We start from the raw sequence: 12,957 nt of genomic DNA, 5'->3' as shown, positions 1-12,957 counted from the left end.
TGGTGGTTGATTGACTGGTCAGTTGGAGGGAATCAGGGTGAGATGGGTCTGCCGTCCATCCAGGAAGGTGACCTGCTTGCCGTCGAAATACGCGTCCTCTTCCTGGCGGAACTCGACCCTTTGGTTGTCCCACTCGGGGACGTTCTTGTAGGCCATCAGCTCGATTGACCAGGTGGTGTCGGCATGCACCGGATACTCGCCATGGGCATCGCCCTTCTGGTTGTCCCACATGCCGATCGACGATCCAGCCGCATGGCCGTGGAAGCCGAGCGGATGCGAGTAAATCGACGGCTCAAGCCCATTGTCCTTGGCCTTCTTGAGTGCGGCCGCGAGGATCGAGTTGCCGCTGGCATTGGCTTTGAACGAGGACAACAGTGCGTCCTGCACGCCGTTGACCGCCTTCAGGCCGGCCTTGAGCCCGGCCGGGGCGTCCTTCTCGCCCGGCTTCAGCACGTAGGCATGGTGCTGGGTGTCGGTGTTGAGGCGCAGGTAGGTGATGCCGAAGTCGGTCCATAGCAGATCGCCCGGCTCGATTACGGTATCGCCTTCCAGGATGCCCTTGGCCCCTTTGCGCTGGATCCCGATCGACGGCTGGAACCAGGTGGCGATGCCCAAGTCGGCCATGCGCTGGCGGTAGTACCAGACCACGTCATCGGTCGTGGTCTTGCCCGGGGTGATCACCTTGCGCGAGAACGCCTCCGCGATCAGCGCGTGGGCGATGCGCACGATGCCAGGGTAGAGCTTGAGCTCGGTGGGGGTGCGGGTTTCCAGCCAGCCAATGGCCAGCGGCTCGCCGGAGACGACGCGCGAGCGGTACTTCTCGGGCAGCGCGGCCATCATTTCCTTGTACTGGCTGAGCGTCATGCCGTCGGCAAAGGCGAACATGTCCGAGGTGTTGATGGCGATGTTGGCCGGATCACGCGCCGCGACGATATCCGCCACCGCCTTCCACTGGTCAGGCTGCTTGTCCGGATCCCAGGCCGCCTTGAACAAGCCGCCCAGACCATAGCGACTGACCGTCAGCCGCTCGATTGGCTTGTTGTCGCCAGGGTTGTAGAACACCAGGATCGTGCGTCGCCGGGCGTGCAGGCTCTCGGCGTTGAGCATGGTGGCGATCACCGGTTCCTCGAAATATTCGCGCGCCATCACGATCCACATGCTGGCGTGGTTGTCGCGCATCAGTTTCGGCACCACCGTGTCCAGGCGCTCGGCCAGGATCCCGTTGACCACCTTGGCGCGGTCGCGCAGCGGCAGGATCGGTGGCAGTTGCGGATTGACCTGTTCGGTGTTGCTCATGGGTACGACGAGCGGCATCGCGGTCTGCGCGATGGCCGGCATGGCCACCATGAGTCCGATGGCGGCGATGGCTGCGCGGAAGCGTCTCCCGTCCAGGCGGGAAGCGAATGTGCGTTTCATTGGGATCCCCAAGGTGATCGATGGCTGTTGATAGTCGCCGAGCATTTTGATCTTTGTCAACCGCGTGTGGACGGATGGCTGGACGTCCCAATGGCCACTTCCCGGTGTGCCGGAGCTTGTCCCCTTGCTGTACAGACGTGAGCAGGGACGATGCTGCCGTGCGTATCGTTAATTGTGACTCATTCCCGTTTGCAGTCTAATATATGGCAGTCGCGCCCCGGCGGGCGCGTGGTCATTGAGGCTGGCATGGCGAAACGGCATGTCCAGCGCGTAATCGAGTCGCGAGCGTCCATGCAGCATTCCCTCGAGTCCGTGCCGCAGCAGCAGGCCTGCGCCTCCGGCGGGCTGGCACGCTGGCTGGGCGCCTTGGCGTTTGGCCTGGCCCTCGGTACGGTCGGCGCCCTGCTGGCACCGCGCGCCGGCCTCGCATACCTGCCTGCCGGTGCGGTGATCCTGGTGGCGCTCGCGGCCGTGCTGGCCTGGTTCGGCATTGCCGCGTGGCAGCGGTGCCTGCGCTTGTCCCCCGCTTCGCCATCGAACGTCCCGCTGCTGCAATTCGACCAGGCTGCCGCGGTCGCGACCCCGGCCGCCGCTGAAAGTAAGGCGACCCCGGCGCCGGCCGCAGCCGCGCCTGTCGCCGTCCTGCCCGTGGCGTTTGCCAGCCAGACCGGCTTTGCCGAACAGCTGGCGGGGCAGACCGCCCAGCAACTGCGGCGCTCAGGCCTGGCCTCGGAGGCGCGCAGCCTGGGCAGCCTGCAGCCTGAGGATTTGCGCGGTGCGGGGCGCATGTTGTTCGTGGTCAGCACCACGGGCGATGGCGACGCGCCCGACGACGCGCTGGCGTTTTTCGACCAGCACATGACCGAGGCGGCCGATTTGTCTGGCCTGAAATACGGCATCCTCGCCCTGGGCGACCGTGACTATGACGACTTCTGCGGCTTCGGGCACAAGCTCGAGCATTGGCTGCAGGCCAGCGGTGCCCACGCCTTGTTTGACCTGATTGAAGTCGACAGCGAGGACGAGGCGGCCTTGCGCCAGTGGCAGTACCAGCTCGCGGCCCTCGGCGGCGATCCCGACCAGCCCGATTGGCAGGCGCCACGCTACCAGAGCTGGGAACTGGTGGAGCGGCGGCTGGTGAATCCGGGCAGTTTGGGTGCCCCATGCTTCCACCTCGCCTTGCGGCCGACGCAAGGCAAGCTGTGGTGGGAGGCGGGTGACGTGATCGAGATTGGCCCTTGCCAGGCGCCAGCGGCCGTCACCGCCTGGCTGGAGCGGCAGGAGCTGGACGGGGCCGCGATGGTCAAGGCTGGACGCGAACGGCTCAGCCTGCGCGAACTGCTGGCGCGCTCGCGCCTGCCGCGGGCGCACGAGGTGGCAGGTATGGACGCCGACGGCGTGGCGGCCATGGTGCAGCGCCTGCCGCACCGGGCCTATTCAATCGCCTCCGTGCCGGAGGACGGCGCAGCTTTCCTGCTCGTGCGGCAAATGCGCGGGCCCGATGGCGAGTTGGGCCTGGGTTCGCGCTGGCTGACCGAAGTGGCCGAAGTAGGCACCAGGATTGCCGCGCGCATTCGTGACAATACGAATTTCCATGTCCCCGAAGTGGATTGCCCGCTGGTCCTGATTGGCAATGGCACCGGCATGGCCGCGCTGCGGGCCTTGCTGAAGGCGCGCTTGGCACGTGGCTTGGGGCGCAACTGGCTGATCTTTGGCGAGCGCCAGGCCGCGCGGGATGCCTACTACGGCGATGAGCTGCGCGAGTGGCAGGCCGAGGGCAAACTTGAACGCGCCGATTTTGCCTGGTCGCGCGATCAGCCCGAGCGCCGCTACGTGCAGCATGTGCTGGGCGAGGTGACCGCCGATGTGATTCGCTGGGTAGACGACGGGGCGGCCATTTACGTGTGCGGCAGTGCCACCGGCATGGCTCCGGCGGTGGACCAGGTCTTGCGCCAGGCGCTGGGTACCGAGCGCCTGGGGCAGTTGCGCAGCGAGGGGCGCTACCGCCGCGACGTGTATTGATCGTGCGGACGGTGCGCGGAGGCGGGCGGCGCGGGTGTGTATCATCTGGCCCATGCACGGTGACCCCCATGGCGACGTGAATCTGGACGGCGACCCGCACCGCGCCGTGATGGTACGCATGGCCGCCGTCCTTTGGCGGCCGCGGCGACTGCTCGCGGCAGGTTTGGCTGCAGGCTGTGCGATCGCCGCATGCATCGGCGTGGCCATGGCGCAAAGCCAGGCGCCGATTCCCACCCCGCGCTACACCAGCCAGGTCGAGATTCGTCCGATTGCGCCCAGCGCCATCTATGCGGACATCCCGCTGGCCGGCGCGAACGCCAGCGCGCCGACCGAACCCAGCGCGCCAGGGGCTTGGGGTGGCGAGCGCCGGGGCGACGAACCCACGTTGTCCGATCGCGTGGTGAGTTACCGCATCGCCGCCGAGCTCGATGCGGTGCGCCACCGGGTGAGCGGGACCGAGCACCTGACCTGGCGCAACCGCAGCGATCGGCCGGTCGACCGGGTGTACTTCCACCTGTACCTGAATGCGTTCCAGAACACCGGCAGCATCTGGTTCAGCGAGCGCCAGGTGCTGGCTGGGCAGGACGCCGCGCCGTTACCCAAGCCCGGCGAGTGGGGTTGGATCGACCTTGGCCGGATCACCCAGCACGGCAAACCACTGCGCTCGGAGTTCGTACACCCGGACGGCGGCCCGGCCACCGACCAGACCGTGCTGCGCGTCGACCTGGCCGAGCCGCTGGCCGCCGGCGCGACCGTGGCGCTCGATCTCGACTTCACCAGCCAGTTGCCGCGGGTGCTGGACCGCAGCGGCTGGCAAGGTGATTTCAACTTCGTGGCGCAGTGGTTCCCGAAGATCGGCGTGCTGGAACTGCCTGGGGAGCGCGGCGCCACCGGGCCGCGCTGGAACGCGCATGCCTATCACCTACACAGCGAGTTCTACGCCGACTTCGGCCTGTATGACGTCGAGCTGACCGTGCCCGATGGCTACACCGTCGGCGCCACGGGCGAGCAGCAGGGGGAGCCGCGCCGCGCCGGAGGCAAAGCCACGTACCACTTCGTGCAGGGCGACGTGCACGACTTCGCCTGGGTAGCCGCCAAGGGCTATCACGTCCTGGAAGGCAACTGGCAAGGCGCCGGCAGCCCGAAGGTGGCGGTGCGCGTGCTGTATCCGGAGGACTACGCGGCCAGCGCGCAACCCTCGCTCGAGGCCACCACCGCGGCGCTGGATTACTTCTCCGAATCGCTCGGTCCGTACCCCTACCGGACGGTAACCGTGGTCGTGCCGCCCTATCGTGCGGCCGCAGCCAGCGGCATGGAATACCCGACGTTCTTCACCGTGGCGGGCTATCGCCACGTGAAGCCGCGCACGGCGGCGCAATATCACCTCGACGCGGTCAATATCCACGAGTTTGGCCACGGCTACTTCCACGGCATCCTGGCTTCCAACGAGTTCGAGGAGCCGTTCCTGGACGAGGGCATGAATGCCTACTGGGATGCCCGCATGCTGCAGGGCCGCGATGAGCAGCTGCATCCCGCGCCGGCCTGGCTGCGCCAGCTTGGCATCGATCCGGCGATCGGCGCTTTCGTGGCCAGACGCTGGCGCGCCGAGTTGCGGCAGCCGGCGGATCCGCTCGGCCGGAACAGCTGGGAGCGCCTGTCCAGCCGCAGCTACGGCACCGTGTATTCGCGTACGGCCACGGCTATGCACGACCTGGAACAACGCGTCGGCCGCGCGGCAATGGAGCGCGGTATGCGTGAGTATTACCGGCGCTGGCGCTTCCGCCATCCCTCGGCAGCCGACCTGCGCGCAGCGCTCGCCACCGGCACCGGCGATACGCAGGCGGTCGACGACGTCTTCGACCACTACGTCTATGGCACCGCCTTCATCGATGACAGGGTGGCGGCAATCACCGCACAGTTGGCGTCGCCGCCGGTCGGCAGCTTCGTGCGCGACGGCAAGCGCGTGTTCGTCGCGCCGGGGCAGGACGCGGGGCCGGCAGCGGCCAGCCAGGCTGGTACGCAGCCCGGCAGCGACCATGTGCCGGAATGGCGCAGTACCGTGACCGTGCAGCGCGATGGCGCCGCCGTGCCGCAGCTGCTGCGCGTGCACTTTGCCGATGGCAGCCAGCGTGATGTGCGCTGGCATGACGCCCGGCGCTGGGCGCGCTTCGAGTTCGTCGCGCCGAGCAAGGTGGTGGCGGCCGAACTCGATCCTGAGCGTGCCATCCTGCTCGATGCAAACAAGCTCAACGACGGCTATGCAGTGCACGCCGATGGCGCCCCTGCGCGGCGCTGGAGCGCCGACGCCGCGGCCCTGCTGCAGGCGGCCTACGCCCTGCTGGGGACTTTTTGATGGATGGCGCACGCAGGCCCTGGTTCGATCACCGCGCGTTCCTGCATGCAGTGCGGGCGGCAACGCAATGGCGCCTGCTGCTGTTCTGGGTGGTGGCCTGGTGGTTGCCGACGTCGATTGCCAGTTTGCCGCTGTGGCGCCGGCTGGATGAACTATTGGGCCATTCGGTGCACGCCCGGGCCTGGGCCAGCGGCCTCGATGGCCTGGCGCTGACCGATACCATCGATGCACTGGCACCGGATTCCGGCATGTTGTTCGCAAGCGGTCTGCTTGGGATCGCGCTGAGCGTGCTGCTGAATCCGCTGCTCAACGCCATGGCAGTGGGCAGCGCGCTGTCGCGCGGCAGTCCCGGGTTTGCCCGGTTGTTGCGCGACGGGGTCACTGGGTACCCGCGCCTGTTCCGCTTGATGTTGTGGTCGCTCCTGGTCTATGGCGTGGTGGCCGCGCTGGGTCTGGGCGCGCTGGCGCTCTCCCGGGAGGTGGCGCAGAAAGTGCTGCTGGAATCCACGGCGGCGCATGCGTTTGCCGCGGCCGTCGCCGTGATCCTGGTCTTGTGTCTCCTGGCCCAGGTGGTACTGGAAGGCGCACGCGCGGTGTTCATGGCCGATGGCAGCCTGAGCTCGGCATCGCGTGCACTGGGACGCGGCGGTCGATTACTCTGGCGGCGGCCGCTGGCGACGCTGGCGCACTTCCTTGCCGTCAGCCTCGTCGGCTACGCGTTGGCTTGGCTGTTTGCCGTGCTCAGAGGATATTTGCCGCGTGGCAATCTGTTCGAGTTTGCGCTGGCCGTACTGCTGGCGCAGGTGGTGGTGCTGCTGATCGGCTGGACGCATATTGCGCGCATGTTTGCGCTGGCCGTGGTGGCGCGCGAGGAATGGCCGGCACCGGCGATGCCTGACGATACGTTGCCGCCCGTGGGCAAATAGCGACCGGACGCGGGGTGGGGTCAGCCCTCACCCTGGCGCAGCAGTCCGGCCAGGACCTGTGTGCTGCGGGTGATGCTCTCGCGCCAGGCGTAGCCGACGATCGTTTTTCCGGTGACGCTGTCGGCAAATTCCTCGGTTTGGCCGGGAGCCAGCAAGTGCCGGTAGTCCACGGTGACTTCGCTGCCGGCGGGCAGCGCCGCCGTGGCGAACACGAAACCCAGGTGCCACAGCCCACTTGGGGCGAAGCTGTGGTTGATGTAGCACTCGTCGGGCCAGTCCGGGGATAAGGTGTAGCGGTCGCCGAACCAGCGTGCGCTCGCGCGCAGCTGCACGTTGAGCTCAGGCGTGGCCAGCAAGTCGGCAAACGAGTAGGTCTCCGTGATCGCATCCGGCGCGGTGACGATCTCGCCGGGCGCGACCGGCTCGTCGACGAACAGGCCCTGGCCGGCGCCCGGAATGGTGGATGCGGCAATGTGGTAACGCGGCAGGATCATGGGCGGGGCGCAGTGGGGAGGGAATGTCAGGGATGGCCACATCGGTGCAGCGACCAATGCACGGCCGGCCCGGCGGTGGAAGGGCGCAGAGTTTACTGCACGGCCGCTGCGCCGTGGCCCGGCCGCTGCCCGATGGACTAGTACAATGCAGGCCTTGCCATCATGGAGCGCGTCATGGATAGCCACCGCCTGTCCCGGTTCGTCGACGATTTGTGGGACCAGGAGGTGGTGCCGCGGCTGATCGAATACATCCGTATCCCGAACAAGTCGCCCATGTTCGATGCGCAATGGCAGGCGCACGGATATATGCACGCTGCGCTTGAGCTGCTGGCGGGCTGGGCACGCGGGAAACTCGCCGGCCTGCCCGGGGCGAGCCTCGAGGTGGTGCAGGCCGAGGGACGCACGCCACTCATCTACATGGAAGTGCCGGGTGTCGGCGACGACACGGTGATGCTCTACGGGCACCTGGACAAGCAGCCAGAGATGACCGGCTGGCGCGAGGGCCTGGGCCCGTGGACGCCGGTGATCGAAGGTGGCCGCCTGTATGGCCGCGGTGGCGCCGATGACGGCTACGCCATCTTTGGCGCCGTGAGCGCCTTGCTGGCCTTGCATGAGCAGGGCATCCCGCATGCGCGCTGTGTGATCCTGATCGAGGCCTGCGAGGAATCAGGGAGCATCGACCTGCCGTACTACGTGGACCGGCTGGCGCCACGCATTGGCCGTCCATCGCTGGTGGTGTGCCTGGATTCGGGCTGCGGCAACTATGACCAGCTGTGGCTGACGACGTCGCTGCGTGGACTCAGCGGGGGCACGCTCACGGTACAGGTGCTGGAGGAGGGTGTGCATTCGGGGGACGCCTCGGGCGTGGTGCCGGACAGTTTCCGCATCCTGCGTGAACTCTTGTCCCGCCTGGAAGATCCCGCCACCGGAGAGATTCGCCTGCCGGAGCTCCATGCGTCGATCCCTGCCCAGCGCCTCGAACAGGCGCGGCATGCAGCGCAGGTGCTGGGTGCCGACGTGCACGCCAAGTTTCCGTGGGCCGGCAGCATGCAGCCAGTGACCGACGATTTGACCGAGCTGGTGCTCAACCGCACCTGGCGGCCGCAGCTGGCGATTACCGGCGTCGCCGGCATCCCCGCGCTCGCAGACGCCGGCAATGTCCTGCGGCCATCCACCTCGGTGAAGCTCAGCCTGCGCCTACCGCCCACGCTGGACGCCGGTGCGGCAGTCGCCTTGGTCAAGCAGGTGCTCGAGAAGGATCCGCCGTATGGCGCCCGGGTCAGCTTCACCGTCGCCGACAGCGGTGCTGGGTGGAATGCCCCGGCGCTTTCGCCGTGGCTCGCCAGCGCCGTCGATGCGGCCTCGCAGCGCTACTTTGGGGCGCCGGCCGCCTACATGGGCGAGGGCGGCAGTATCCCCTTCATGGGCATGCTCGGGGAAAAATTCCCGGCCGCGCAATTCCTGATCACGGGCGTGCTGGGCCCGCACTCCAATGCCCATGGGCCGAATGAATTCCTGCATGTCCCAACCGGCAAGAAGATCAGCATGGTGGTCGCCGCGGTCATCGCCGCGCATCACGCGCAGGGCGCGGGGAGCCATTGATGGCCGACCCCGAACCCGACCGCGATGCGGTGGCGGCCAGCCATCTGGCGGCAAACTGGGCACAGGTGCGGCGGCGGGTCGACGACGCCTGCCACGCCGTCGGCCGCGATCCGGCAGAGGTCAACATTCTCCCGGTGAGCAAGACCTTTGGGTCGAGCGTGGTCCGCGCTGCGCTGGCCCTGGGCCTGCGCCGCTTTGGCGAGAACAAGGTGCAGGAAATCCGCGACAAGTCCAGAGAGCTTGCCGACAGCGGGATTGAATGGGTGATGATTGGGCATTTGCAGACGAACAAGGCCAAGGACATTGCCCGCGTGGCCAGCGAGGTGCAATCCCTGGACCGGCCTGAGCTGGCGGCCGCGCTGGACCGCCGGCTGCGCCTGGAGGGCCGCCGCATTGACGTGTTGGTGCAGGTGAAGACCTCGACGGAGCCGAGCAAATACGGCTTGCCGCCCGGGCAGCTGCCGGCCTTCCTCGACGCCCTGCGGACCTACGATACGCTGCGCGTACGTGGACTCATGACGCTGGCGATCAATTCCCCCGCCGCCGGGGCCGTGCGCGGCTGTTTCCGCCTGCTGCGTGAGCTGCGCGACCAAGCCGCGGCGCGCGGACATGAGCTGCCGTGCCTGTCGATGGGCATGAGCGGCGATTTTCCTCTGGCCATCGCCGAGGGCGCGACCGAGGTACGCATTGGCACGGCGATTTTTGGGGCGCGACCCTATCCCGACGCCTACTACTGGCCGGAAAAGTGATTCACGGCGACAGTGTGGATAAAAAGGCGTTTGTGCCGCAGGTCAGGGACTTACGCCGATTCTTTCAGGCCGAGGCAGCGGAAAACGACGGGGTACATTTAACTTCAATTGAACGTGTCGACCGGATCGGTTTGCTAACTTCCATACCCTTCACGGGCGCCCATCGCTGATGCGGGCACCCTTCCACCCCAGTTCAAAGGGCCCCGGCGCATGCTGACCAGGCGATCGACCGTTGCAATCGTGTTGTTGTTTGCCGCGGGCTCGCTCCAGGCACATGCCGCTACCAAGGCACATGCAATACACAAGGCTCGGGCAGGTCATGCCGCCGCCAGCGTGTTCAGCGTGCCACTGCTCGCGCGGTCCCCGCTGAATTGGGGGCAGCCGACGGATGTATTGGACATCCGCCATTTGTCCGCGGCATCCGCAGCTCCCGGCCTTGCCCTGGGACCGAGGGCTCCCGGCGAGGCCCGGATGGTGGCTGCCACTGGTGGCGTCTTCAGCGTGCCGTTGCTGGCGCAGTCGCCCTTGAATTGGGGGCAGGATCCGGCCGCGGCGTCCGCGGCCGTGTCTCTGCAACCGCCCGCGTCGCCAGTATCCGAACTGAGCGCGGCCTATCGCCACGCGCGGGGTTTCGTGGCGCCGGATGACGCCAAGGCCAGCCGGGAGCTCGCGGCGCAATCCTTGGCCGATGACACGGCCGACACCGTGGCCGGCTTGCGCGATGCGCTGGTGGATTTGGCAATGAGCCTGCGTGACATTCCGTACGCATCCGGCGGCAACACCCCGTCCACCGGCTTCGATTGCAGCGGCTTCGTCCGCTACGTGTTTGCCCACGCCATTGGCATGCGCCTGCCGGCGAACGCCGCTTCGCAATTCCTCGCTGGGCTCAAGGTCAGCCGCGGGCGTTTGAAGACCGGTGACCTGGTGTTTTTCCACACCTCGGGCAAGCGCCGCATCTCGCATGTCGGCATTTACCTCTCCGACGGCCGCTTCATCCATGCGCCGACCAATGGCAAGTCGGTTGAGGTTTCGAGCCTGCACGAGAGCTATTGGTCGCGGCGCTTTGCCGGTGCGCGCCGGCCACAAGCCATCGTGGCTGCAGCCAACAACGGCTGAGGCGGCACGCTTGCCGGCTGACGGCTGGAATTGCCCGGAAACGAAACCGCCAGGCGCGTTGCAGGCTCAGCTGGTCGAGATGCCCGCCGATGGCATGACCTGCCAGCCTTGCGCCGTGCGTATTTGCAGTGGCCGGAAACGGCGCTTGTAGTCCATCTTCGGGTGGCCGTCGATCCAGAAGCCGAGGTACAGCCACCGCAGCTTGTGCCGGCGCGCGAGTTGCACTTGTTGCAGGATCGCAAAGGTGCCAAGACTCCGTGTGCCGAGCTCTGGATCGAAGAAGGTGTAGACCGCCGACAGGCTGTCCGCGCAGGCGTCGGTGACCGCGACGCCGACCAATCGCGTCTGCAGCCGGAACTCCAGGAACAGGGTCGGGCTCCAGGACGCATTGAGGAAGCGGTCGAAGTCGCTGGGCTCGGCCTCGTCCATGCCGCCGCCGGCGTGGCGTGCGCGCAGGTAGGTCGCGTACAACCGGTGGCGTTCCTCTGTGTAGCCGGGGGCCTTGGCACTGACGCTGAGATCGGCATTGCGCCGCAGGCAGCGCTTTTGTGCGCGATCAGGCCCAAAGCCGGCCACGTCGACGCGGCATGGGGTGCAGGCGTGGCAATGCGCACAATGCGGCAGGTACAGGTGCCCACCGGCGCGGCGGAACCCGCGCTCCAACGCCGGCCCGTACAGCTGGCGCAGGTCCGGCGCGGAGGGGTCGATGACCAGGTTTTGCGCTGTGCGCTCCGCGTAGTAGCCGCAAGGATGCGGCAGGGTCTGAAATACGCGGACATGTTCGGAGCGCATGCCCCGATTCTATGCTGATTGCGGCCTGGACGGCCCGGTCGTGGCCGTCCGATACTCAGAACACCTGCAGGTAGCGCAGCATCAGCATGGCGCACATGGCCAACACCGCGACCAGGGCGATGTGCCGGGCGCGGGCAACGGCGCGCGAGCGTCGGCTTTCAGGCGTAGCGACGCGCAGCTGCTCCAGTTCCGGTGCGCGCGCGATGAACGGCTCGAGCCCCAGTTCCCTGAACGCAAGGTGGGCGGCCTTGTAGTCGTCGGCGTGCACGATCCACACCTCTGGCCATTCAGTCCGACGCTCGAAGCGGCCCACGTAGCTGTAGCGCTTCCACGTCGTGTGGTCGTAACGCGAGCGGTTGGTGACCCTGGTGACGATGCCGCGCGCGTCCATCAAGGCAACCACGCGGTCAATGTTGGCCTGGCGGGGGGATGTATAGAGTTTGCGCATGGAGCCAGTCTAGCTGGTCGCGGTGAAACTGCACCCTGGACTCAGATCTGGTGGACCCGTATCAGGCCTTCCTGCGCAGCAGACGCCACCAACAGGCCATCGCGGCTGAAGATCTGGCCGCGGGCCAGGCCCCGACCACCCTGCGCAGTGGGGCTGTCGAAGGAATACAGCAGCCATTCGTCGATCCGGAACGGTCGATGAAACCACAGGGCGTGGTCCAAGCTCGCCATTTGCACATGGTCGGTCAGGTAGGAGATTCCGTGCGGCAGCGTGGCCGTGCCGATCAAGTGGAAATCCGACGCGTAGGCCAGCAGCACGCGGTGCACGTCCGGCGCGTCGCCGATCGGGTTGACCAGCTTGAACCAGATGTGCTGGAAGGGTGGACGCTTGGTTGGCCGCCGCTCATCGCGCGGCCAGATCTCGCGGAATTCAAATGGGCCATCGATACCCAGCCAGCGTTGCAGCTTCACCGGCAGCCGGTGCAGCTCCTCGGCCGGCCACGGCTGCATGGGCTCGACGTCTTCTGGCGCCGGCACTTCGGGCATCGAGGTCTGGTGCTCGACGCCGGTTTCCGGCCGCTGGAACGACACCGAGCCAGTCAGGATCGGCTGGCCGTGCTGGATGGCGACGACGCGCCGCGAGGAGAACGAACCGCCATCGCGCGCGCGCTCCACGCTGTATACGATCGGCGCCTCGATGTCGCCGGCACGCAGGAAGTAGGCATGCAGGGAATGGGCTTCACGCGAGCTGTCGACCGTCTGTTGCGCGGCCGCGAGTGCCTGGCCCAGCACTTGCCCGCCGAAGACGAAGCGTGTGCCGATGTCGCGGCTCTGGCCGCGGAACAGGTTGTCTTCCAGGCGCTCGAGCCGCAGCAGGTCGATCAATTCGGCAACGTGGTCCTGGGGCATGCGGTGTGCTCGGCTTGAACTGGACGGCCATTATAGGGCGCTTCGCCTTGGCCTCCGGGGCGCCGCTGTCGGCTGGGTTGGAGGAGGGGCTTTACATCGGCTGGCGCGCGCTCTAGCGTCGGCTGCGCGATCGA

The 12,957-nt window shown here is 67.1% G+C and carries 11 protein-coding genes; 6 read left to right on the top strand and 5 right to left on the bottom strand.

The genetic code is table 11. The annotated features are described in order from the left end of the window. Nucleotides 1–18: 18 nt before the first annotated feature. Nucleotides 19–1,416, bottom strand: coding sequence for a M24 family metallopeptidase (locus AC3WJB_RS13795; RefSeq protein WP_492682476.1), 1,398 nt, complete (start codon nucleotides 1,414–1,416; stop codon nucleotides 19–21). Nucleotides 1,417–1,707: 291 nt separating this feature from the next. Here AC3WJB_RS13795 and AC3WJB_RS13790 point away from each other — a divergent pair, with 291 nt between their 5' ends. The 3 genes from AC3WJB_RS13790 to AC3WJB_RS13780 are packed head-to-tail and all read left to right on the top strand — an operon-like array spanning nucleotide 1,708 to nucleotide 6,714. Beyond that, nucleotides 1,708–3,435: a flavodoxin domain-containing protein gene (locus AC3WJB_RS13790; RefSeq protein ID WP_492682474.1), complete on the top strand. Its 1,728-nt coding sequence runs from the start codon at nucleotides 1,708–1,710 to the stop codon at nucleotides 3,433–3,435. A 52-nt stretch (nucleotides 3,436–3,487) separates the two neighbouring features. After that, the gene (locus AC3WJB_RS13785; protein WP_492682472.1) at nucleotides 3,488–5,788 is read left to right on the top strand and encodes a M1 family metallopeptidase; all 2,301 of its coding nucleotides are present in this window, start codon (nucleotides 3,488–3,490) and stop codon (nucleotides 5,786–5,788) included. Next, entirely contained in the window at nucleotides 5,788–6,714 is a 927-nt protein-coding gene (locus tag AC3WJB_RS13780; RefSeq protein WP_492682470.1) for a hypothetical protein, read from the top strand. Before AC3WJB_RS13785 ends, AC3WJB_RS13780 begins: the two co-directional genes overlap by 1 nt. A gap of 20 nt (nucleotides 6,715–6,734) precedes the next feature. Here the strand turns inward: AC3WJB_RS13780 and AC3WJB_RS13775 are convergent, their stop codons facing one another. Further along, a complete protein-coding gene (locus tag AC3WJB_RS13775) occupies nucleotides 6,735–7,208 on the bottom strand; it encodes an SET domain-containing protein (RefSeq protein ID WP_492682468.1) in 474 nt (157 codons plus the stop codon). Between the two features lie 174 nt (nucleotides 7,209–7,382). Here AC3WJB_RS13775 and AC3WJB_RS13770 point away from each other — a divergent pair, with 174 nt between their 5' ends. The 3 genes from AC3WJB_RS13770 to AC3WJB_RS13760 all read left to right on the top strand — a co-directional run bounded on the left by AC3WJB_RS13770 (nucleotide 7,383) and on the right by AC3WJB_RS13760 (nucleotide 10,675). After that, a complete protein-coding gene (locus AC3WJB_RS13770) occupies nucleotides 7,383–8,810 on the top strand; it encodes a M20 family metallopeptidase (protein ID WP_492682466.1) in 1,428 nt (475 codons plus the stop codon). Beyond that, entirely contained in the window at nucleotides 8,810–9,559 is a 750-nt protein-coding gene (locus AC3WJB_RS13765) for a YggS family pyridoxal phosphate-dependent enzyme (RefSeq protein WP_492682464.1), read from the top strand. Before AC3WJB_RS13770 ends, AC3WJB_RS13765 begins: the two co-directional genes overlap by 1 nt. 210 nt (nucleotides 9,560–9,769) lie before the next feature. Then, a complete protein-coding gene (locus AC3WJB_RS13760; protein WP_492682462.1) occupies nucleotides 9,770–10,675 on the top strand; it encodes a C40 family peptidase in 906 nt (301 codons plus the stop codon). Nucleotides 10,676–10,741: 66 nt separating this feature from the next. Here the strand turns inward: AC3WJB_RS13760 and AC3WJB_RS13755 are convergent, their stop codons facing one another. From AC3WJB_RS13755 to AC3WJB_RS13745, 3 genes are read right to left on the bottom strand one after another with little or no spacing between them, the layout of a single operon-like run. After that, nucleotides 10,742–11,467: an arginyltransferase gene (locus AC3WJB_RS13755; RefSeq protein WP_492682460.1), complete on the bottom strand. Its 726-nt coding sequence runs from the start codon at nucleotides 11,465–11,467 to the stop codon at nucleotides 10,742–10,744. Nucleotides 11,468–11,522: 55 nt separating this feature from the next. After that, nucleotides 11,523–11,915, bottom strand: coding sequence for a hypothetical protein (locus tag AC3WJB_RS13750; RefSeq protein ID WP_492682458.1), 393 nt, complete (start codon nucleotides 11,913–11,915; stop codon nucleotides 11,523–11,525). Nucleotides 11,916–11,956: 41 nt separating this feature from the next. After that, on the bottom strand, nucleotides 11,957–12,823 hold the full coding sequence (locus AC3WJB_RS13745; protein ID WP_492682456.1) for an acyl-CoA thioesterase: 867 nt from the start codon (nucleotides 12,821–12,823) through the stop codon (nucleotides 11,957–11,959). Between the last annotated feature and the right edge of the window lie 134 nt (nucleotides 12,824–12,957).

The sequence above is a fragment of the Rhodanobacter sp. FW510-R10 genome (assembly GCF_058781105.1).
The sequence above is the reverse complement of the archived record's forward strand: the minus strand, read 5'-3'. Positions and strand labels throughout refer to the sequence as shown.

What these genes read in the sequence shown, in the direction of transcription:
- AC3WJB_RS13795 (WP_492682476.1), bottom strand. Translation starts at nt 1,416, where the DNA reads ATGAAACGCACATTCGCTTCCCGCCTGGACGGGAGACGCTTCCGCGCA.
- AC3WJB_RS13790 (WP_492682474.1), top strand. Translation starts at nt 1,708, where the DNA reads ATGCAGCATTCCCTCGAGTCCGTGCCGCAGCAGCAGGCCTGCGCCTCC.
- AC3WJB_RS13785 (WP_492682472.1), top strand. Translation starts at nt 3,488, where the DNA reads ATGCACGGTGACCCCCATGGCGACGTGAATCTGGACGGCGACCCGCAC.
- AC3WJB_RS13780 (WP_492682470.1), top strand. Translation starts at nt 5,788, where the DNA reads ATGGATGGCGCACGCAGGCCCTGGTTCGATCACCGCGCGTTCCTGCAT.
- AC3WJB_RS13775 (WP_492682468.1), bottom strand. Translation starts at nt 7,208, where the DNA reads ATGATCCTGCCGCGTTACCACATTGCCGCATCCACCATTCCGGGCGCC.
- AC3WJB_RS13770 (WP_492682466.1), top strand. Translation starts at nt 7,383, where the DNA reads ATGGATAGCCACCGCCTGTCCCGGTTCGTCGACGATTTGTGGGACCAG.
- AC3WJB_RS13765 (WP_492682464.1), top strand. Translation starts at nt 8,810, where the DNA reads ATGGCCGACCCCGAACCCGACCGCGATGCGGTGGCGGCCAGCCATCTG.
- AC3WJB_RS13760 (WP_492682462.1), top strand. Translation starts at nt 9,770, where the DNA reads ATGCTGACCAGGCGATCGACCGTTGCAATCGTGTTGTTGTTTGCCGCG.
- AC3WJB_RS13755 (WP_492682460.1), bottom strand. Translation starts at nt 11,467, where the DNA reads ATGCGCTCCGAACATGTCCGCGTATTTCAGACCCTGCCGCATCCTTGC.
- AC3WJB_RS13750 (WP_492682458.1), bottom strand. Translation starts at nt 11,915, where the DNA reads ATGCGCAAACTCTATACATCCCCCCGCCAGGCCAACATTGACCGCGTG.
- AC3WJB_RS13745 (WP_492682456.1), bottom strand. Translation starts at nt 12,823, where the DNA reads ATGCCCCAGGACCACGTTGCCGAATTGATCGACCTGCTGCGGCTCGAG.